The organism is Oryzobacter telluris, assembly GCF_043099285.1.
Taxonomy (GTDB): domain Bacteria; phylum Actinomycetota; class Actinomycetes; order Actinomycetales; family Dermatophilaceae; genus Oryzobacter; species Oryzobacter telluris.
Genome location: NZ_CP170723.1, coordinates 2,045,003 through 2,064,079, shown reverse-complemented (window position 1 = coordinate 2,064,079; position 19,077 = coordinate 2,045,003). Strand labels below are relative to the sequence as shown.

The 19,077-nt window shown below is 73.2% G+C and carries 20 protein-coding genes; 3 read left to right on the top strand and 17 right to left on the bottom strand.

From position 1 onward, the window contains the following. Nucleotides 1-63: 63 nt before the first annotated feature. The 9 genes from pyrF to ACFLFB_RS09350 all read right to left on the bottom strand — a co-directional run bounded on the left by pyrF (nt 64) and on the right by ACFLFB_RS09350 (nt 10,484). Nucleotides 64-915 carry an orotidine-5'-phosphate decarboxylase gene (gene pyrF / locus ACFLFB_RS09390; protein WP_392541908.1) on the bottom strand — a complete coding sequence of 284 codons (852 nt, stop codon included), beginning with the start codon at nt 913-915 and terminating at the stop codon, nt 64-66. Further along, complete coding sequence (locus tag ACFLFB_RS09385) at nt 912-1,868, bottom strand: dihydroorotate dehydrogenase (RefSeq protein ID WP_392541907.1); 957 nt, start codon at nt 1,866-1,868, stop codon at nt 912-914. The genes pyrF and ACFLFB_RS09385 overlap by 4 nt, the downstream gene beginning before the upstream one ends. Beyond that, nucleotides 1,868-2,743: a dihydroorotate dehydrogenase electron transfer subunit gene (locus ACFLFB_RS09380; RefSeq protein ID WP_392541906.1), complete on the bottom strand. Its 876-nt coding sequence runs from the start codon at nt 2,741-2,743 to the stop codon at nt 1,868-1,870. Before ACFLFB_RS09380 ends, ACFLFB_RS09385 begins: the two co-directional genes overlap by 1 nt. Then, nucleotides 2,740-6,051, bottom strand: coding sequence for a carbamoyl-phosphate synthase large subunit (gene carB, locus ACFLFB_RS09375; protein WP_392541905.1), 3,312 nt, complete (start codon nt 6,049-6,051; stop codon nt 2,740-2,742). Before carB ends, ACFLFB_RS09380 begins: the two co-directional genes overlap by 4 nt. Nucleotide 6,052: 1 nt before the next feature. Beyond that, nucleotides 6,053-7,183: a glutamine-hydrolyzing carbamoyl-phosphate synthase small subunit gene (carA, locus tag ACFLFB_RS09370; RefSeq protein ID WP_392541904.1), complete on the bottom strand. Its 1,131-nt coding sequence runs from the start codon at nt 7,181-7,183 to the stop codon at nt 6,053-6,055. Continuing rightward, nucleotides 7,177-8,484 (bottom strand): dihydroorotase, encoded by a 1,308-nt coding sequence (locus ACFLFB_RS09365; RefSeq protein WP_392541903.1) that lies wholly within the window; start codon nt 8,482-8,484, stop codon nt 7,177-7,179. The genes carA and ACFLFB_RS09365 overlap by 7 nt, the downstream gene beginning before the upstream one ends. Next, entirely contained in the window at nt 8,481-9,428 is a 948-nt protein-coding gene (locus ACFLFB_RS09360) for an aspartate carbamoyltransferase catalytic subunit (protein ID WP_392541902.1), read from the bottom strand. The genes ACFLFB_RS09365 and ACFLFB_RS09360 overlap by 4 nt, the downstream gene beginning before the upstream one ends. Then, a complete protein-coding gene (gene pyrR, locus ACFLFB_RS09355) occupies nt 9,428-10,018 on the bottom strand; it encodes a bifunctional pyr operon transcriptional regulator/uracil phosphoribosyltransferase PyrR (protein WP_392541901.1) in 591 nt (196 codons plus the stop codon). The genes ACFLFB_RS09360 and pyrR overlap by 1 nt, the downstream gene beginning before the upstream one ends. Nucleotides 10,019-10,082: 64 nt before the next feature. Continuing rightward, entirely contained in the window at nt 10,083-10,484 is a 402-nt protein-coding gene (locus ACFLFB_RS09350; RefSeq protein ID WP_392541900.1) for a hypothetical protein, read from the bottom strand. Nucleotides 10,485-10,614: 130 nt separating this feature from the next. Between ACFLFB_RS09350 and ACFLFB_RS09345 the strand changes: the two genes are divergently transcribed. The 3 genes from ACFLFB_RS09345 to ACFLFB_RS09335 all read left to right on the top strand — a co-directional run bounded on the left by ACFLFB_RS09345 (nt 10,615) and on the right by ACFLFB_RS09335 (nt 12,221). After that, nucleotides 10,615-10,797, top strand: a complete 183-nt coding sequence (locus ACFLFB_RS09345) for a hypothetical protein (protein ID WP_392541899.1) — start codon at nt 10,615-10,617, stop codon at nt 10,795-10,797. Between the two features lie 132 nt (nt 10,798-10,929). Continuing rightward, nucleotides 10,930-12,006 carry a heparan-alpha-glucosaminide N-acetyltransferase domain-containing protein gene (locus ACFLFB_RS09340; RefSeq protein ID WP_392541898.1) on the top strand — a complete coding sequence of 359 codons (1,077 nt, stop codon included), beginning with the start codon at nt 10,930-10,932 and terminating at the stop codon, nt 12,004-12,006. An 8-nt stretch (nt 12,007-12,014) separates the two neighbouring features. After that, nucleotides 12,015-12,221, top strand: coding sequence for a dodecin (locus ACFLFB_RS09335; RefSeq protein ID WP_392541897.1), 207 nt, complete (start codon nt 12,015-12,017; stop codon nt 12,219-12,221). Here ACFLFB_RS09335 and ACFLFB_RS09330 read toward each other — a convergent pair. The 8 genes from ACFLFB_RS09330 to aroC all read right to left on the bottom strand — a co-directional run bounded on the left by ACFLFB_RS09330 (nt 12,193) and on the right by aroC (nt 19,061). Beyond that, nucleotides 12,193-12,729, bottom strand: a complete 537-nt coding sequence (locus ACFLFB_RS09330; RefSeq protein WP_392541896.1) for a GNAT family N-acetyltransferase — start codon at nt 12,727-12,729, stop codon at nt 12,193-12,195. The genes ACFLFB_RS09335 and ACFLFB_RS09330 overlap by 29 nt on opposite strands. A gap of 10 nt (nt 12,730-12,739) precedes the next feature. Further along, nucleotides 12,740-13,153: a transcription antitermination factor NusB gene (gene nusB, locus ACFLFB_RS09325; RefSeq protein WP_392541895.1), complete on the bottom strand. Its 414-nt coding sequence runs from the start codon at nt 13,151-13,153 to the stop codon at nt 12,740-12,742. A gap of 4 nt (nt 13,154-13,157) precedes the next feature. After that, nucleotides 13,158-13,718 carry an elongation factor P gene (gene efp / locus ACFLFB_RS09320; RefSeq protein WP_392541894.1) on the bottom strand — a complete coding sequence of 187 codons (561 nt, stop codon included), beginning with the start codon at nt 13,716-13,718 and terminating at the stop codon, nt 13,158-13,160. Between the two features lie 123 nt (nt 13,719-13,841). Next, nucleotides 13,842-14,741, bottom strand: a complete 900-nt coding sequence (locus tag ACFLFB_RS09315; RefSeq protein ID WP_392541893.1) for an intradiol ring-cleavage dioxygenase — start codon at nt 14,739-14,741, stop codon at nt 13,842-13,844. Between the two features lie 202 nt (nt 14,742-14,943). Further along, nucleotides 14,944-15,792, bottom strand: coding sequence for a hypothetical protein (locus ACFLFB_RS09310; RefSeq protein ID WP_392541892.1), 849 nt, complete (start codon nt 15,790-15,792; stop codon nt 14,944-14,946). 454 nt (nt 15,793-16,246) lie between these two features. Further along, the gene (gene aroB / locus ACFLFB_RS09305; protein ID WP_392541891.1) at nt 16,247-17,329 is read right to left on the bottom strand and encodes a 3-dehydroquinate synthase; all 1,083 of its coding nucleotides are present in this window, start codon (nt 17,327-17,329) and stop codon (nt 16,247-16,249) included. After that, on the bottom strand, nt 17,326-17,829 hold the full coding sequence (locus ACFLFB_RS09300) for a shikimate kinase (protein WP_392545406.1): 504 nt from the start codon (nt 17,827-17,829) through the stop codon (nt 17,326-17,328). Before ACFLFB_RS09300 ends, aroB begins: the two co-directional genes overlap by 4 nt. Continuing rightward, the gene (aroC, locus tag ACFLFB_RS09295) at nt 17,829-19,061 is read right to left on the bottom strand and encodes a chorismate synthase (RefSeq protein WP_392541890.1); all 1,233 of its coding nucleotides are present in this window, start codon (nt 19,059-19,061) and stop codon (nt 17,829-17,831) included. The genes ACFLFB_RS09300 and aroC overlap by 1 nt, the downstream gene beginning before the upstream one ends. Nucleotides 19,062-19,077 lie beyond the last annotated feature (16 nt).

Sequence of the window (19,077 nt, the reverse complement as noted above, 5' to 3'; positions counted from 1 at the left end):
CATATCGCGCACGTCGGCCGGGTCAACCGACCGGCTTCGGGCGTGGCGCACCCTCGACAGTGCTCAGAGCGCGGCGCGCACCGCGTCGGCGTCGCGCGCCGCGGCCTCGGTGAGCGCGGCGACGTCCGGGCCGGCCGACAGGACCGACCTGGAGACGTTGGGCAGCACCTGGGCGACGGCGTCGCCGAACACGGCGCGCAGGTCCCCCGGTCCCGCGCCCTGCGCCCCCAGCCCGGGCGCGAGCAGCGGTGCGGCGGAACCGGACAGGTCGAGCCCGAGGCGGGTGACGGCATCACCGACGGTGGCCCCGACGACGAGCCCGACGTGACCGAGCTCACCGCGCGCGGCGGCCTCGGCGTTGTCGTCGGCCGCCCCGGCCACGACGGCCTCGGCGACGCTGTGGCCGTCGCGGACGGCGTGCTGGACCGTGGGGCCCTCGGGGTTGGACGTCAGGGCGAGGACGAAGACCCCGCGACCGGTGCGTGCCGCGAGGTCGATCGCCGGGCGCAGCGACCCGTAGCCGAGGTAGGGGCTCACCGTGAGCGCGTCGGCCGGGGCCGTGGCGTCCTCGCCGAGGAAGGCCTCGGCGTAGGCGCCCATCGTCGACCCGATGTCGCCGCGCTTGGCGTCGAGGATCGTCAGGGTGCCGGCGGCGCGCAGGTCCGACAGGACCCGCTCGAGGACCGCGACGCCGCGTGAGCCGAAGACCTCGAAGAAGGCCGACTGCGGCTTGACGACCGCGACCGTCCCCGCGAAGGCCTCGACGCACGTCAGCGCGAACCGCTCGAGCCCGGCGAGGTCGTAGGAGAGGCCCCACGACTCGACGAGGGCGCGGTGCGGGTCGATGCCGACGCAGAGCGGGCCGTGCGTGTCCATGGCGGCGCGCAGACGGGTCCCGAAGGTGGTCGTGCTCAAGACGCGGTCCTCTCGTGGGCGATGCCGACGACGTCGGCGAAGCGGGTGAAGCCGTGGCGGGTGATCTCGGCCTCGAGCTCGTCGACGACGCGACGAGGCCGCGAGGGGTCGTTGAACGTGGCGGTGCCGACCTGCACCGCGGAGGCACCGGCGGCGACGAGCTCGAGGGCGTCGCGCCCGGTGCGCACTCCCCCGACCCCGATGAGCGGCGCCCAGGGCAGCCGCCCGGCGCGCATGGCGGCGGTGACCTGCCAGAGGGCGCGCACGGCGACCGGACGCACGGCCGGGCCGGACAGCCCCCCGGTGACACCCGCGAGCTGCGGGCGCAGCAGGTCGGTGTCGATGACCATGCCGAGCAGCGTGTTGATCATCGTCAGGCCGTCGGCGCCCGCGCGCAGGGCGGCCTCGGCGACGGAGACGATGTCGGTGACGTCGGGGGTGAGCTTGGCGAACACCGACGTGCCCGGCGGCAGCTTCTCCCGCACGATCCGCACGACCCGCTCGGAGGAGACCGGGTCGCAGGCGAACACCAGACCGCGGTTGGCGACGTTGGGGCAGGAGATGTTGACCTCCACACCCACGGCCGCGGCGAACGCCGGGTGGGCGGCGAGGCGCTCGGCGACCTCGCCGAACTCCTCCGCCGTGTTCCCCGCGATGGAGACGAGGACGCGCGCGTTCACCTCGTGCAGCCAGGTGAGGTCCTTGTCGAGGAAGGCCGTGATGCCGGGCCCCTGGAGGCCGATCGAGTTGAGCATCCCCGACGACGTCTCGGCCATGCGCGGCGTGCCCCGGCCGGCGCGCGGCTCGGCCATCACCGTCTTGGTGACGAACGCCCCGAGCTCGGAGACGGGGAAGAAGCGGTGCAGCTCCTTGCCGTTCGCCGCGCAGCCCGAGGCCGTCATCACCGGGTTGGGCAGCGCCATCCCGGCGAGGTCGGTGCGCAGGTCGATCATCAGTGCCCCCCCACCCGCGGGGCGCCGAGCGCGTCGTCGGGCACCCGGCAGATGCCGTCGCCGAACGCGTCCCAGCGCACGCGGTCGCCGCGGAACACCGGTCCCTCGACGCAGGAGCGGACCATCCGGGTGACCCCGTCATTGCCGGTGACCGGCATGACGCAGGTCATGCACACGCCGACCCCGCAGGCCATCGACTCCTCGACGGCGACCTGGGCGACGGCGCCGTGCGCGGTGGCGATGTCGGAGACGGACCTGAGCATCGCCATCGGGCCGCAGGCGTAGACGACGCCCGCCTTCGTGCGGTCGATGACGTCACCGAGCACGTCGCTCACCCAGCCCCGACGACCCGCGGAACCGTCGTCCGTCGTCACCGACACCCCGTCGGCCGAGCGGCGCGCCTCGACGACCCCGAACAGGCGGTCCTCGGAGGCCGCGCCGAGCACCATCTCGACGTGGCAGCCGCGCTCGCGCAGCGCCTCGGCGAGCCAGAACAGCGGCGCCGACCCGTACCCGCCGCCGACGAGCACGCACGACACCGGCTCGGCGGGCAGCGGGAACGGGCGACCGAGGGGGCCGACGACGTCGACCGGGTCGTGCGGGCGCAGCGCGGTGAGCCACTGCGTGCCCGGGCCGTGCGCCGCGATGACGACGTCGACCGTGCCGCCGAACGTGCCGGACGGCTTGACCTTGTGGATGGAGAAGCAGCGGCGCAGCAGGTTGGCCGACGTCTCGCCGCCCACGGCCAGCGCGACGAACTGCCCCGGCTTGGCCAGCTCGGCCACGCCCGGCGCCACGAGGGTCAGGTGGTGGTAGGCCCCGACGCGTCGGGTGGCGATGAGCTCGCCGCCGACCTGGACGACACCGGCGCTCACTGCGCGGCCCCGATGCCGTAGAGGTCGAGGGCGGCGGCATGGTCCTGCAGCGAGGTGACCTCGAGCTCGCCGGTCATCTGCGACTCGATCGCCTGCACCGCCGCGGCCAGCTGCTGCACCGTGGTGATGATCGGGGTGTCGGTGGCGGCGGCGGCCGCCCGGATCGCGTAGCCGTCGGCCCGGGCCGAGGCGCTCGGCCCGCTCGGGCTGTTGACGACCATGCCGACCTCGCCGGCGTTGATCCAGTCGACGATGCTGCGACCGTCGGCGCCGCGCTCGGCGTGCTTGAGGACGACCTCGGCCTCGATCCCGTTGCGCCGCAGGACATCCGCGGTGCCCGAGGTGGACACGATGCGGAACCCGAGGTCGAGCAGGCGCTTCACCGGGAAGATGATCGCCCGCTTGTCGCGGTTGGCGACCGAGACGAACACCGTTCCGCTGGTGGGCAGTCCGCTGATGGCGCCGAGCTGGGCCTTGGCGAACGCGCGCCCGAAGTCCTTGTCGATGCCCATGACCTCCCCGGTGGAGCGCATCTCCGGGCCGAGCAGGCTGTCGACGACGAGGCCCTCCTTGGTCCGGAACCGCTTGAACGGCAGCACGGCCTCCTTGACCGACATCGGCGCGTGCGCCGGCATCCGGCCACCGTCGGTGTGGGCCGGCAGGACGCCCTCGGCGCGCAGCTCGGCGATGGTGGAGCCGAGCATGATCCGGCTGGCCGCCTTGGCCAGCGGCACACCCGTGGCCTTGGCGACGAAGGGCACGGTGCGCGACGCCCGCGGGTTGGCCTCGAGGACGTAGAGGATGTCCTGCGCCAGGGCGAACTGCACGTTCATCAGCCCGCGCACCCCGATCCCCTGCGCCAGCTTCAGGGTGGACTCGCGCACCCGCTCGAGCTCGGCGGCGCCGAGGGTGACCGGCGGCAGGGTGCACGACGAGTCGCCCGAGTGGATGCCGGCCTCCTCGATGTGCTCCATGATCCCGCCGAGGTACATCTCGACACCGTCGTAGAGGACGTCGACGTCGATCTCGATCGCGTCGTCGAGGAAGCGGTCGACGAGCACCGGGTGCTCGGGGCTGGCGATCGTGGCCCGCTCGACGTAGCCCGAGAGGGTCTCGTCGTCGAAGACGATCTCCATCCCGCGCCCGCCGAGGACGTACGAGGGCCGCACGAGGACGGGGTAGCCGATCTCCTTGGCGATGACCACGGCCTCGGCCGCGCTGTACGCGGTGCCGTGCTTCGGTGCCGGCAGGTTCGCCTCGGCGAGCACGCGCCCGAAGGCGCCGCGGTCCTCGGCGAGGTCGATGGCCTCGGGCGAGGTCCCGACGATCGGCACGCCCTCGGCCTTGAGCGCCTTGGCCAGGCCGAGCGGGGTCTGCCCGCCGAGCTGGACGATGACGCCCGCGACCGGTCCGGCCTTGGTCTCGGCGTGCACGACCTCGAGGACGTCCTCGAGGGTGAGCGGCTCGAAGTACAGCCGGCTGCTCGTGTCGTAGTCGGTGGAGACGGTCTCGGGGTTGCAGTTGACCATCACGGTGTCGTAGCCGGCGTCGCGCAGGGCGAAGCTGGCGTGGACGCAGGAGTAGTCGAACTCCACGCCCTGCCCGATCCGGTTCGGCCCCGAGCCGAGGATGATGACGGCCGGCCGCTCGCGCGGAGCCACCTCGTCCTCCTCGTCGTAGGAGCTGTAGTGGTAGGGCGTGCTGGCCGCGAACTCGGCGGCGCAGGTGTCGACGGTCTTGTAGACGGGGCGCACCCCGAGGGCGTGGCGGACCCCGCGGACGACCGCCTCGGGCATCCGGCGCAGGGTGGCGAGCTGGGCGTCGCTGAACCCGTGGCGCTTCGCGAGGCGGAGCAGCTCGGGGGTGAGCTCGGCGGCGTCGGCGACGGCCTCCGCGACGTCCTCGATGAGGCGCATCTGGTCGAGGAACCACGGGTCGATGCCGGTGGCCTCGTGGACCTCCTCGACGGACAGCCCACCGCGCAGCGCCTGCTGGACCTGGACGATCCGGCCGTCGGTGGGGCGGCGCGCGAGGTCGAGCAGGGCGCGGGCCCCCTCGGTGCTGGGGACCTCGCCCTCCCAGTGGAAGGTGCTGCCCTTCTTCTCCAGCGAGCGAAGCGCCTTCTGCAGCGCCTCGGTGAAGGACCGGCCGATGGCCATCGCCTCGCCGACCGACTTCATGGTCGTGGTGAGGGTGTCGTCGGCGGCGGGGAACTTCTCGAAGGCGAACCGCGGCACCTTGACCACGACGTAGTCGAGCGAGGGCTCGAAGCTGGCCGGGGTCTCACGGGTGATGTCGTTGGGCACCTCGTCGAGCGTGTAGCCGATGGCCATCTTCGCGGCGATCTTGGCGATCGGGAACCCGGTGGCCTTCGAGGCCAGCGCCGAGGAGCGCGAGACGCGCGGGTTCATCTCGATGACGATGATCCGGCCGTCGGCGGGGTTGACCGCGAACTGGATGTTGCAGCCGCCGGTGTCGACACCGACCTCGCGGATGACCGCGATGCCGATGTCGCGCAGGCGCTGGTACTCGCGGTCGGTGAGGGTGAGCGCCGGGGCGACGGTGATCGAGTCGCCGGTGTGCACGCCCATCGGGTCGAGGTTCTCGATGGAGCAGACGACGACGACGTTGTCGGCGTGGTCGCGCATCACCTCGAGCTCGTACTCCTTCCAGCCCAGGATCGACTCCTCGAGCAGGACCTCGGTGACGGGCGAGTACTGCAGGCCGGCGCCGCCGATGCGGCGCAGCTCCTCGGGCGTGTAGGCGAAGCCCGAGCCCAGGCCGCCCATCGTGAACGACGGGCGCACGACCACCGGGTAGCCGAGGTCGTCGGCGGCGGCGAGCACCTCGTCCATCGTGTGGCAGATGAAGGAGCGGGCCGACTCGGCGCCGCAGCGCTCGACGACGCCCTTGAACTTCTCGCGGTCCTCGCCGAGCTGGATCGCCTCGACGTTGGCGCCGATGAGCGGGCAGTCGTACTTCTCGAGGATGCCGCGCTCGTGCAGCTCGATGGCGCAGTTCAGCGCCGTCTGGCCACCGAGGGTCGCCAGGACCGCGTCCGGGCGCTCCTTGGCGATGATCGCCTCGACGACCTCCGGGGTGATCGGCTCGACGTACGTGGCGTCGGCGAACTCGGGGTCGGTCATGATCGTCGCCGGGTTGGAGTTCACCAGGACGACCCGGATCCCCTCCTCGCGCAGCACCCGGCACGCCTGGGTGCCGGAGTAGTCGAACTCGCAGGCCTGGCCGATGACGATCGGGCCGGAGCCGATGACGAGAACGCTCGTGATGTCGTCGCGCTTGGGCATCTCAGGCGCCCCGTCCTTCCATGAGCTGCACGAACCGGTCGAAGAGGTAGGAGGCGTCGTGCGGGCCGGCCGCGGCCTCCGGGTGGTACTGCACCGAGAAGGCCGGAACGTCGAGGCACTCCAGGCCCTCGACCACGTCGTCGTTGAGGCAGACGTGGCTGACCCGCACGCGACCGAACGGGGTGTCGCTGTCGCGGTCGAGCGGTGCGTCGACGGCGAACCCGTGGTTGTGCGCGGTGACCTCGACCTTGCCGGTGGTGCGGTCCATCACGGGCTGGTTGATGCCGCGGTGGCCGTACTTGAGCTTGTAGGTGCCGAACCCGAGGGCCCGGCCCAGGATCTGGTTGCCGAAGCAGATGCCGAAGTACGGCGTGCGGTCGGCGAGGACGCCGCGCACCAGCTCGGCCTGCCGCTCGGCGGTGCTCGGGTCGCCCGGGCCGTTGGAGAGGAACACGCCGTCGGGCGAGAGGGCCCGGATGTCCTCGATGCCCGTGGTGGCCGGCAGGACGTGGACCTCGATGCCGCGCTCGGCCATCATCCGCGGCGTCATCGACTTGATGCCGAGGTCGACGGCCGCGACGGTGAACCGCCTCTCCCCCACCGCCGGAACGACGTACGCCTCGCTGGTGGCGACCTCCTCGGCCAGGGAGGCCCCCGCCATCGGCGGCGCGTCGATGACGGTGGTGAGCAGCCGCTCGCGCGGGGCCGCCGCGGCCTCACCGGAGAAGATGCCGACCCGCATCGCCCCGCGCTCGCGCAGGTGGCGGGTGAGGGCCCGGGTGTCGAGGTCGCAGATGCCGACCACGCCCTGGGCGTCGAGCTCGTCCTCGAGCGAGCGCTGCGAGCGCCAGTTCGAGGGCCGGATGGAGGGGTCGCGCACGACGTAGCCGGCGACCCAGATGCGCGAGGACTCGTCGTCCTCGTCGTTCCAGCCGGTGTTGCCGACGTGCGGGGCCGTCATCACGACGACCTGGCGGTGGTAGCTGGGGTCGGTGAGCGTCTCCTGGTAGCCGGTCATGCCGGTGGAGAAGACGGCCTCGCCGACCGTGGTGCCACGGTGGCCGTAGGCGCGGCCGGTGAAGGTGCGGCCGTCCTCGAGGACGAGGACGGCGGGCTCCCGGGTGGTCAGCATGTGGTGGGCTCCCCTCCTCGCGCGGTGACTCTCCCGCGCAGGATCGTCGTGTGGACCGCGCCGGTCAGCGACCGGCCGTGCCACGGGGTGTTGCGGGACAGGGACTGCGTGGCGGCGCGGTCGACGGTGACCGTGGCCGCGGGGTCGACGAGCACGAGGTTGGCCGGCTCGCCCTCGGCCACGGGGCGACCGTGGTCGACGAGGCCGGCGATGCGCGCCGGGCCCACCGACATGACGCGGGCGAGGTCGGCCCAGCCGAGCCGCCCGTCGGCGACGAGCAGGTCGTGGACCACCGAGAAGGCGGTCTCCAGGCCGAGCATCCCGAAGGCGGCGTCGACGAAGGCGTGCTCCTTGTCGTGCCGGGCGTGCGGGGCGTGGTCGGTGGCGACGGCGTCGATGGTGCCGTCGAGCAGCCCCTCGCGCAGCGCCTCCTGGTCCTCGGTCGGCCGCAGCGGCGGGTTGACCTTGAACACCGGGTCGTAGCCGGTGAGCAGGTCGGTGCCGAGCGCGAGGTGGTGCGGGGTGACCTCGGCGGTGACCCGGATGCCGCGCGCCTTGGCCCAGCGGATGACGTCGAGCCCCTCGGCGGTGCTGACGTGGGCGACGTGGACCCGGCTGCTCGTGTGCTCGGCGAGCATGGCGTCGCGGGCGATGACCGTGGACTCGGCGACGCTCGGCCAGCCGGGCAGCCCGAGGCGGCCGGAGAGCTCGCCCTCGTGGCAGCAGGCCTGTGGCCCGGCCAGGCTCGGGTCCTGGCTGTGCTGGCTGACGACCCCGCCGAAGGCCCGCACGTACTCGAGCGCACGACGCATCAGGCGGCCGTCGGCGACGCAGTGGCCGTCGTCGGAGAAGACGTTGACCTGCGCGCGGCTGCGGTGCATCAGGCCCAGCTCGGCGAGCTCGGCGCCCTCGAGGCCCTTGCTCACCGCCCCGACCGGGACGACGTCGGCGTACCCGGCGGCGCGGCCGAGGTCGAGGACGCGCTCGGCGGCCTCCGCGGTGTCGGTGACCGGGGTGGTGTTGGCCATGGCGAGGACGGCGGTGTACCCGCCGACCGCGGCGGCGCGGGTGCCGGTGAGGATCGTCTCGGCGTCCTCGCGGCCCGGCTCGCGCAGGTGGGTGTGGAGGTCGACGAGGCCGGGGAGGAGGACGAGGCCGTCGGCGTCGATGGTCTCGGTGCCCTTCGGCGCGTCGGTGCGGCCGGTGCCGGCGACGGCGCCGTCGCGCAGGTGGACGTCGCCGGTGGTGGCGGTGCCGTCCTCGGCGTACCAGGTGGCGCCGGTGAGGAGGAGGTCGCTCATGCCGCGGCCCCCTCTCCCGCGAGGAGGTGGTAGAGGACGGACATCCGCACCGCCACCCCTGCGGAGACCTGGTCCAGGACGAGGCTGCGGGCCGCGTCGGCGGCGTCGGCGCTGATCTCGAGGCCCCGGTTCATCGGGCCGGGGTGGCAGATGACGGCCTCCGGGTTGGCGTCGGCGAGCGCGCGGAGGCGGTCGCGGGTGAGCCCGTAGCCCACGGTGTACTCACGGGCGGTGGGGAAGAAGCCGCCGCTCATCCGCTCGCGCTGGACGCGCAGCATCATCACGGCGTCGGGTCCGGAGGCGAGGACGGCGTCGAGGTCGTCGGTGGTCTCCAGGCCGTCGGCGCTGGCCCAGGCCCCGATGCCGCTGGGCATGAGGGTGGGCGGGGCGACGAGGGTGACGTGCGCGCCGAGGGTGCGCAGCGTGATCGCGTTGGAGCGGAAGACCCGGCTGTGGGTGAGGTCGCCGACGATGGCGACGCGTGCCCCGTCGAGGTCGCCGAGCCGCTGCTCCATCGTGTAGGCGTCGAGCAGGGCCTGCGTGGGGTGCTCGTGGGTGCCGTCGCCGGCGTTGACCACGCTGGCGTCCACCCACTGGGCCACCTGGTGCGCGGCGCCGCTGGCCATGTGCCGGATGACGAGGGCGTCGACCGACATCGCGTCGATGGTGCGGACCGTGTCGCGCAGGGACTCGCCCTTGCTCGCGCTGCTGCCCTTGCCGGTGATGTTGATGGTGTCGGCGCTCATCCACTTTCCCGCGATCTCGAAGCTGCTGCGGGTGCGGGTGGAGTCCTCGAAGAAGAGGTTGATGATCGTGCGGCCCCGCAGGGTGGGGAGCTTCTTGACGTCGCGGCGCTGCACCTCGTGCATCTCGGCGGCGGTGGCGAGGAGCATCCGCACGTCGTCGCGGGTGAGGTCGGCGCTGGAGAGCAGGTGGCGGTCCATCACTTCTCCCCTCCGGCGATGCGCACGACGTCGTCGATGCCGTCGTGGCCGGACAGGCGCACCTGCACCTTCTCGGTGTGGCTGGTGGGGAGGTTCTTGCCCACGTGGTCGGCGCGGATCGGGAGCTCGCGGTGGCCGCGGTCGACGAGCACGGCCAGGCGCACGGCGCGGGGGCGGCCGTACTCGGACAGGGCGTCGAGCGCGGCGCGGATGGTGCGCCCGGAGTACAGGACGTCGTCGACGAGGACGACGACCTTGTCGTCGATGCCGCCCGTGGGGATGCGCGTGGGCATCGGGGCGCGGGTGGGCTGATGGCGCAGGTCGTCGCGGTGCATCGTGATGTCGAGGCTGCCCACGGGGACCTCGGCGCCTTCGACCTCGCGGATCAGGTCGACGAGGCGGCGGGCGAGCTCGACGCCGCGGCTCGGGATGCCGAGCAGGACGAGGTCGTCGGGACCCTTGTTGTGCTCGAGGATCTCGTGGGCGATGCGCCGCAGGGCGCGAGCCACGTCCGTGGAGCTGAGGACGGTGCGACCGCTGGGGTCGAGGGGGTGCCCCGGGGGCACGCTGCTGCTGTCGGCGCGCGTCATCGACGCGGACCTCCTTCCCTGCCTCACGGGACAGGTCGTTAAAGGATGTCTGGCGGTCGCCACTCTAACCGGTGACGGCACCGTCCTCCGAGTCGGCCCGCCGGGTGGGACGGTATCCGGAGCACAGCACGCGCAGGTAGGTGATCCGTTCACCGTCGTGCCGGTAGTAGACCTGCTGCTCGAGGGTGAAGTCGCCGTCGTCGTTGTGCAGCGCCAGGCGATAGGCGACCCGCTCGGTGTCCTCGACCGGCTCGCCGGTCTCGACGTCGAGCAGGGCGCGGACCTCGTCGGACTCCTCGAACCAGTGGCCGAAGAGGGCGTCGAGGACGTCGTCGGGGGTGCTGCCCTCCCACGGCCGGCGCGGGGTGAGGGCGCGGAAGTCGACGTCGGGGGCGAGGACGGCGCGCACGGCGTCGTGGTCCTTCGCGGCGACGGCGTGGGCGAAGGTCTCCCCGAGCGTGGGCATGGCCCCAAGTCGACCACCGCTGACGGGTCGTGTCCAGCAGCCGAACTCGCATAACGGATGTCTATGCCTGACCCAACATCATGTGATGGAATGGCGCCACCATCCGCCGAGTGCCCGTGAGGAGGCCACCGTGCAGACCACCGTCCCGCCCGTCCCCCACCGTGACGCCTCCTGTGCCGACGTGGCCGTCCCGGTGCCGGCTCGCACCGCTGCGCTGTTCCCGCCGCGCGATGCCGACGCCGAGACCTACCGCGCGTGGATCGCGTCCTCGCCGTGGCCCGAGGTCGTCTTCGCGGCCGCCGGCTCCCGCTGAACGGCCGAGAGGTCGCTGAGGCCCCCACTCGTCCCCGTGACTACGGTTGCGGGATGAGCACCTCCCACGAGCAGGCGTCCGACCTGCGGGCTCTGCAGCCGCCGCCGGTCTCCATCACCCGGGGCTGAGGCGATGAGCGGGACGGCGGGCGCGGCGGGAGGACCGCGACTCCTCGTCCCTGACGTCCTGCGGGGCGGGGCGATCCTGGCGATGCTCGTGGCCCACGCGGTGCCCTTCCTCCCCGAGGCCCCGGACGTCGTGCGGCTCCTCATGCGCCAGGTCAACGACGTGGCGTCCCCGCTGTTCGCCCTCGTGATGGGGATGTCCGCCCAGCTCGTGGCGGAGCGGACCGACCGGTCGCGGCGCGCGCGGATGCTTGCACAGCAGGTCGTGCGGGGGCTGCTGCTCATCGCGCTCGGCGTCTGGATGGAGGGGTGGCACACGTGGGTGGCGATCGTCCTGGGGCAGCTGGGGATCCTGCTCATCGTCGGCGCGCCCCTGGTGCTGCTGCCCACGCGGTGGCTGGTCGCGGTTGCGGCGTCGTGCGCCGTGCTCGCCGCGCCGGTCAACGCGTGGGCGCGCTCCGAGCTCCTCTGGGCGTTCGCCGACCCCGAGGCGCCGTTCTCACGGGTCGCCGGCTGGGTCGCCCTCAGCGCCCACTACCGCCTGACCAACCTGCTGCCGTTCTTCCTGCTCGGGGCGCTCCTGCTGCGTCACGGGTTCCGGCGGGACGTGCTGCTGTGGACGGTGCTCGCGGTCGCGCCGCTCGCCTACCTCGTGGTACCGGTGCTGCTGCGCCTGCGGCCGGAGGCCGACGTGTCGTCGGGGAGCCTGCCGGACACCCTGCACGACCTCGGCCTCGTCCTCGGCGCGTACGCCGTCACCGTGCTCGTCGTCACCGTGCGTGGCGCACGCGCCATGCGGGTCGTCGGCGTCGTCACGGTCCCGCTGCTCGCCGCGGGCGCCGTCTCGCTCAGCCTGTACCTCCTGCACGTGGGCGTCCTCGCCCTGTGGGCTCCCGGGGGCCCGCGACCGGCGGAGAACGACCTGCTCGGCTGGCTCGTCATCGTGCCCGGCACGATGGCGGCCGGCTTCCTCTGGTGGCGCCTCGTTGGGACCGGACCCGCCGAGTGGCTGGTGGGCGCCCTCACGGCTCGTCGGAAACCGCGACGAACGCACGCTGGTCCGGTCCCCCGTCTCCGAGGATGATCGACGGCATGGCACACACCTATGGCATCAGCGAGGTCGTCGGCAGCTCGACGACGTCCATCGACGACGCGATCACCACGGCCGTGTCGCGCGCCTCGACCACCGTCCGCGGCCTCGACTGGTTCGAGGTCACCGAGATCCGCGGCCACATCGCCGACGGCGCCGTGGCCCACTACCAGGTGGGGATCAAGCTCGGCTTCCGCCTGGAGGAGTGAGGTCGGGACCCACCGTCCTGGCCATGACGATGCGTCGCCCGTGCCGCTCGAGGCCCATCCGCGCCTCGGCCTCGGCGATCTCGCGCAGGTGCTCGGGCACCTCGGCCAGCTCGACCCACCCGTGGGTGGCGTAGAAGGGCCCGTTCCACGGGACGTCGGCGTACGTCATCAGGGTCACCGCGTCGGCACCGCGACGGGCGGCCTCGAGCGCGACGCCGGCCAGCAGGGCGCTGCCGTGGCCCCGCCTGCCGTGCTCGGGCAGGACCGCGACCTGCTCGAGGTGGTGGTGGCCGTCGAGGTCGAGGACGTGCGCGAACCCCACGACCTCGCAGGTGTCCGGCTCCTCGACGACGAGGAGGAAGCCGGGCTCGGCCGCGCGCTCCTCCCCCGTGTTCGCGGCTGGCCAGTCGACGGCCCCGAAGAGCTGCGTGAACAGGGCGTCACCCGCGTCCTCGATCGGCCCGATCAGCGGGAGGTCTGCGGCGGTGGCGTGGCGCACGGTGCTCACCCTGTGGAGCCTAGGCCAGGGTGGGCTTGACCTCGACGAGCCGGCCGAGGAGCCCGTTGACGAACCGGGGGCTGTCGTCGGTGGACAGCTCGGTGGCCAGCCCGACCCACTCGCTGACCGCGACGGGCTCGGGCACGTCGGTGGAGAACAGCACCTCGTACGCGCCCAGGCGCAGGATGGCGCGGTCGACCGCGGGCATCCGCTGCAGGGTCCAGCCCTGCGAGTAGGTGGCGATGAGCTCGTCGATCTGCGACCAGCGCTCGACGACGCCGCTCACGAGGTCGGCGGTCAGCTCGGCCAGCGGGGCCTCGGTGACGGGGGCGGCGAGCCGCTCCCGCAGGAGGTCGCCGACGTTGACCCCGCGCGCCTCGGCCTCGAAGAGGAGGTCGAGGGCGCGCTTGCGGGCCTTGGTGCGGGCGCTCACGTGGTCAGCTGACCCGTCCGAGGTAGGAGCCGTCGCGGGTGTCGACCTTGACCTTGGTGCCGGTCTCGAGGAACAGCGGCACGGCGATCTCGGCGCCGGTCTCGAGGGTGGCGGGCTTGGTGCCACCGGTGGAGCGGTCGCCCTGCAGGCCCGGCTCGGTGTAGCTGATCTCGAGGACGACCGAGGCCGGGAGCTCGATGAAGAGCACGGCACCGTCGTGGCGGGCGACGATCGCCTCCTGGTTCTCCAGCATGTACTTCGCGGCGTCGCCGACGACCTCGGGGGTGACCGAGATCTGGTCGTACGTGTCGCCGTCCATGAAGATGAAGTCCTGGCCGTCGTTGTACAGGTACTGCATGTTGCGCTTGTCGACGTTCGCGGTCTCGACCTTGACGCCGGCGTTGAAGGTCTTGTCGACGACCTTGCCCGACAGGACGTTCTTCAGCTTGGTCCGCACGAACGCCGGGCCCTTGCCGGGCTTGACGTGCTGGAACTCGATCACGGTCCAGAGCTGGCCCTCGAGGTTGAGGACGAGGCCGTTCTTGAGGTCGTTGGTCGATGCCACGGGGTCTTCGCTTTCGTGTGCTCGGGAGACGCCGCGGACCGGCCGCGGGCGCGCGTCACCCCCGCAGGGGGGATGGGGATCACCGCAGATCCTATCGCGCCCGCGGCGTGGCCCCGTCCGCGCTCAGACGCCGATGGTGAGGTTGGCGACGTACCCGCTCGTCGCGTCGCCCGTCACGGTGGCGAGCTGGTGGATGCCGCCGTCGTCGCCGAAGACCATGTCGCCGGTGAGCGAGGTCCGGCCCAGGTTGCTCGCGCTCTGCGGGTAGGTGGCCGTGTCGGCGTACACCTTCTCGCAGGCGGCCTGGGGCAGCGCGATCTGGCTGGTCTTGACGATCTGGCCGGTGCTCGTGGCCTCGGCGGTGCTCTTGTAGACCTCGAAGTGGATGTGCGGCCAGCGCCCGTCGTAGCACCCGGGGAAGACGGTGGTGAAGGTCGCGGTGCCCTCGGCATTGGTCGGCTGGACGCCGCGCAGGTAGTTCTCGTTCTCCACGCCCTGGCTGTACATCGAGTAGCGGCCCTGCGCGTCGGCGTGCCAGGCGTAGACGGCCACACCCTCCATCGCGGCGTACCCGTTGGCGCCGTCGGTGACCGTGAGGTTGACGGTGAGCGGGACGCCCGCGGCCGTGGTCGTGCTCGTGCCGAAGGAGGAGGTGATGTCCTGGCGGACGATGCCCGAGTCGTCGAGGACGTTCGGGCCGTTGGAGCCGTCGCCCGGGTAGGGGCCGCCGGTCTCGTCGGGGACCTCGGTGTCGACGGCGCCCGCCGCGGCCGTGGCGGTGGCCGACGAGCTCGCGCCGGCGGTCGCGCTGGACGTCGTCGAGGCGGTGGTCGAGGCCGTGGAGCCCGACGTCGTGTCGGTCGCGCAGCCCACGAGGGCGAGCAGCCCGGCCCCGGAGATGAGGCCGAGGGCGGAACGCCGGGCCAGGAGGGTGCGGACGTCGAACTCCAACCCGCGGTCGTGGTCGGGGTGGACCCCCGGCTCGGGGCGGTCCGTGGGCTGGGGCGGCGTCGAGGTGCTCATGACGAGAACCCTCCATGCCCCTGCGGTGCGCTCACGGTGAGTCCGCTGTGCCCTTCCTGCGAGCGAGTCCCCTCACTCGCCTTCCCCTCCCCCGCCCGCCCCCACCCCGCGGGCTCTGGTCCACTCGGTCTGCTCTGGTCCACCTGCCCGGAAGGCGACGCGTACGCACCGCCATCCCCGCAGATCGACGCCACCCGGGGGGTCAGGCCGAGCGCGGGGCGAGGTCGAGCCACGTGCTGCGCGGCTGGGGGCGGATGCCGACCTCGGCCAGGATCGCCACCATCCGCCTCGCGTGGAGCGCGTCGGCCCAGATCCAGCGGGCGACGCGGGACCTGCGTCGCATGCGGTCCTCCCGCTGCTTCTCCCGCCAGAGCACCTCGCTCGGGTCGACCCCCGCGGGGACGCGGTCCAGCCCGTACTTCGTGCGGCCGTCGAACTCGCCGACCACTCCGGGCCACCCGAAGTCCGCGACGCCCACGAGGCCGAGGTCGTCCTCCACCTCGACCTGCAGCCGGGGTCGCGGGAGGTTGAGGAGGAACATCTGGCCCCGCGAGAGGCTCTCGCCCGCGGACATCGCGCTGCCGTCGGCGAGCTCGACGACCAGCTGGGCGGTGGGACGTCCTCGGACGCGAGCCCGGACAGCACGCGCCTCGGCGACGAGGTCGCCGCGCGTGCACAGACCGTGCCTGAGGGCGTGGTCCGCGGCAGCCAGCGCCGAGACGAACGAGCCGGTGCGGGCCAGGTCGACGACCGTGCGGGCGACCCCCGTCACGCGAGCTCCCCGCAGGGTGACCGGTGTGGCCGGCGCCCCTACGTGGACGTTGAGCAGGCGTGAGCCGCGAGTCCTGGGCCCGGCGGCCAGGACCGTGACGTACGGCGGCCAGCTCTCGATCCGCGGAAGTCCCCAGACCGCTGCGGCCGACTCGAGGGCGAAGACATGCCCTCCGGGGTCGGCGCTCATCTGGTCGCTCGCATGGACGAGGGCGGCGTGCCGCTGCTCGGGCGTCAGCGCCGCCCAGTCGGCGGCCTCGATCCAGGCACCGTGGCGCACCTGGTGCATCCCCGCCCGCCGCGGGTCGACACGGAGACGTCGCAGGTCCCGCGACCACCGGAGCAGGCCGGGGTCGAAGGGTGGAGGGGGCGGGTCACCGAGCACCCGGCCACCGTGGCACACCGGATGCCGCGGGCCCATGCCTCATCCACAGCCCCCGGCGCCAGTCCCCCCTCCGGGCTCTGGTCCACTCGGTCGGCTCTGGTCCACTCGCCCGGATGGCGGCGCGTACGCATCGCCATCCCCGCAGATCGTCGCCAGTCGACCGAGTGGACCAGAGCCCGCAGCCGAAGCGCGGTGGGTGGACTGTGCCGAACGGGAGGGCGCTACCGGATGGGCGGCCTGTGCGGCTCAGCAGTGGCGCGGGACGGCAGGCGGTACGAACCGGGAGGGGTGAGGCGGGTCGGGAGTGGCGCGGAACGGCGGCGCGGTGCGGAACGGACGGTGGTGCGGGTCAGGGGGTGGAGATGGCCTCGAGGGCGCCGGTCAGCCAGGCCTCGTCGGGGCCCTCGAGCCGGGTGGGGCGGCCGACGTCCTCGAGGACGACGAAGCGCAGCAGCGCCCCGCGCGACTTCTTGTCGCGGCGCATCGCGGTGAGGAGGTCCTCGAACGAGGCGCCGTCGTACGAGGTGGGGAGCCCGACCGACTCCAGCACCGAGCGGTGCAGCGCGACGACCTCGGGCGAGAGGTGGCCGGACCGCTGCGCGAGCTCGGCCGCGAACACCATCCCGATGGCGACCGCCTCACCGTGGCGCCGTCGGTACGACTCGACCTGCTCGACCGCGTGGCCGAGGGTGTGCCCGTAGTTGAGGATCTCGCGCAGCCACGACTCCTTGAGGTCGGCCGCGACCACCTCGGCCTTGACCCGGATCGCGCGCTCGACGAGCTCGCGGGTGTGCGGACCGTCCCAGCGGGTGGCGCCGGCCGGGTCGGCCTCGACGAGCTCGAGGATCCGCGGGTCGGCGATGAAGCCGGCCTTGACGACCTCCGCCAGCCCGGCGACGAGGTCGGCCTGCGGCAGCGTGGCGAGGACGTCGAGGTCGCACAGCACCCCGGCGGGCTCGTGGAAGGCGCCGACGAGGTTCTTGCCCTCGGCGGTGTTGATGCCCGTCTTGCCGCCGACCGCGGCGTCGACCATGGCGAGCAGCGTCGTCGGGACGTGGACGACCTGCACCCCGCGCAGCCAGGTGGCGGCGACGAAGCCGGCGAGGTCGGTGACGGTGCCGCCACCGACGGACACGACGGCGTCGGTGCGGGTGAACGCGTGGCGGCCGAGCACGGCCCACAGGCCAGCCGCGACCTCGGCGGTCTTGGCGACCTCGTTGTCGGGAACGGAGGCCTCGTGGACGGTGAGCCCCGACGCGCGCAGCCGGGCGACGACGGGCTCGGCGAGCGCGGCCAGCGAGTCCGGGCGCACGACGAGGACCTGGCTGACCCCGGCGGCGAGCAGGCCGGTGACCCGGTCGGACACCCCGTGCCCGACGACGACGTCGTAGGCGTCCCCGACCGGGATGACCGTGGCGTCGGCGGCGCTCACGACTCCCCCAGCAGGGCGGCGACCTCGGCGGCGACGTCCTGCGCGGACCGCCCGGCCGTGTCGACGCGGTGGGTGGCCAGGGCCTCGTAGACGGGTCGGCGCTCGGCCATGAGCCGCACCCACGACGAACGCGGGTTCACCGCGAGCAGGGGACGGCTCACGTCGAAGCCGACCCGCTTGGCGGCGTCGGCGATCCCGACGTCGAGGAAGACGACGGTCTGCCCCTCCAGCACCTGCCGCGAGCCGGGGTCGACCGGCGCTCCCCCGCCCAGCGCGACGACCCCCGGCTCCTCGACGACCGCGCGGGCGACCTCGGCGCGCTCCAGCGCGCGGAAGGCCGGCTCGCCGTCGACGACGAAGATGTCGGAGATGGTCCGGCCGGTCGAGACCTCGACCGCGGCGTCGGTGTCGTGGAACGGCACCCCGAGCAGCTCGGCGACGAGCGCCCCCACGGTGCTCTTCCCCGACCCGGGCGGGCCGATGACGACGAGGCGCGGCATCAGGAGTCGTCCCACGTGCGCATCGTCGCGGGGATGGCCGCGAGGTACGCAGCGTGGTTACGCGAGGTCTCGGCGACCGAGTCGCCCCCGAACTTCTCCAGGCAGGCCTCGGCGAGGACCAGCGCGACCATCGCCTCGGCGACCACACCGGCCGCCGGGACGGCGCAGACGTCGGAGCGCTGGTGGATGGCGCGGGCCGGCTCGTCGGACGCGACGTCGACCGTGGCCAGCGACCGCGGGACGGTGGAGATCGGCTTCATCGCGGCGCGGACGCGCAGCAGCCCGCCCACCGACATCCCGCCCTCGGTGCCACCGGCGCGGCCGGTGCGGCGGCGGATGACACCGTCGGCGCCGCGCTCCATCTCGTCGTGGGCGACCGAGCCGCGGCGGGCCGCGGTGCGGAAGCCGTCACCGACCTCGACGCCCTTGATCGCCTGGATGCCCATGAGGGCGGCGGCCAGGCGCGCGTCGAGCCGGCGGTCCCAGTGCACGTGCGAGCCCAGGCCCGGGGGCAGGCCGGTGGCCACGACCTCGACGACGCCACCGAGGGTGTCGCCGTCCTTGTGGGCGGCGTCGACCTCGGCGACCATCGCGGCCGAGCCCTCGGGGTCGAAGGCCCGCACGGGGTCGGCGTCGAGGGCGGCGACGTCGTCGGCCGTGGGCAGCGGGGCGTCCTCCCGCACGGACGCGGCGCCGATGGCGACGGTGTGCGAGACGAGCCGGATGCCGTAGGCCTGCTCGAGGAACGCGGCTGCCACGGCACCCAGGGCCACCCGGGCCGCGGTCTCGCGGGCCGAGGCGCGCTCGAGGACCGGGCGGGCGTCGTCGAAGCCGTACTTCTGCATCCCGACGAGGTCGGCGTGCCCGGGGCGCGGCCGGGTGAGCGGCCGGTTGCGGGCGACCTCCTTCTCGGCGTTGACGTCGTCGGAGGCCTCGTAGTCCTCGAGCGCGACGGGGTCGGGACTCATCACGGTCTGCCACTTGGGCCACTCGCTGTTGCCGATCCGCAGCGCGAGCGGCGACCCGAGGGTCAGGCCCAGCCGGACCCCGCCGAGGAACTCCAGCTCGTCCTGCTCGAACTTCTGGCGGGCGCCACGGCCGTAGCCCAGCCGGCGCCGCGCGAGGGCGGCGGACACGTCGGCGGTGGTCACCTCGATGCCCGCAGGCAGGCCCTCGATGGTCGCGACGAGCGCGGGCCCGTGCGACTCCCCAGCGGTCAGCCAGCGCAGCATGCCCACGATCCTTCCA

What these genes read in the sequence shown, in the direction of transcription:
- ACFLFB_RS09350 (WP_392541900.1), bottom strand. Translation starts at nt 10,484, where the DNA reads ATGCCCACGCTCGGGGAGACCTTCGCCCACGCCGTCGCCGCGAAGGAC.
- ACFLFB_RS09300 (WP_392545406.1), bottom strand. Translation starts at nt 17,829, where the DNA reads ATGCCGCGCCTCGTCGTCATCGGCCCGCCCGGGTCGGGGAAGAGCACC.
- ACFLFB_RS09365 (WP_392541903.1), bottom strand. Translation starts at nt 8,484, where the DNA reads ATGAGCGACCTCCTCCTCACCGGCGCCACCTGGTACGCCGAGGACGGC.
- pyrR (WP_392541901.1), bottom strand. Translation starts at nt 10,018, where the DNA reads ATGACGCGCGCCGACAGCAGCAGCGTGCCCCCGGGGCACCCCCTCGAC.
- ACFLFB_RS09360 (WP_392541902.1), bottom strand. Translation starts at nt 9,428, where the DNA reads ATGGACCGCCACCTGCTCTCCAGCGCCGACCTCACCCGCGACGACGTG.
- carB (WP_392541905.1), bottom strand. Translation starts at nt 6,051, where the DNA reads ATGCCCAAGCGCGACGACATCACGAGCGTTCTCGTCATCGGCTCCGGC.
- ACFLFB_RS09315 (WP_392541893.1), bottom strand. Translation starts at nt 14,741, where the DNA reads ATGAGCACCTCGACGCCGCCCCAGCCCACGGACCGCCCCGAGCCGGGG.
- aroC (WP_392541890.1), bottom strand. Translation starts at nt 19,061, where the DNA reads ATGCTGCGCTGGCTGACCGCTGGGGAGTCGCACGGGCCCGCGCTCGTC.
- ACFLFB_RS09335 (WP_392541897.1), top strand. Translation starts at nt 12,015, where the DNA reads ATGGCACACACCTATGGCATCAGCGAGGTCGTCGGCAGCTCGACGACG.
- ACFLFB_RS09340 (WP_392541898.1), top strand. Translation starts at nt 10,930, where the DNA reads ATGAGCGGGACGGCGGGCGCGGCGGGAGGACCGCGACTCCTCGTCCCT.
- carA (WP_392541904.1), bottom strand. Translation starts at nt 7,183, where the DNA reads ATGCTGACCACCCGGGAGCCCGCCGTCCTCGTCCTCGAGGACGGCCGC.
- ACFLFB_RS09385 (WP_392541907.1), bottom strand. Translation starts at nt 1,868, where the DNA reads ATGATCGACCTGCGCACCGACCTCGCCGGGATGGCGCTGCCCAACCCG.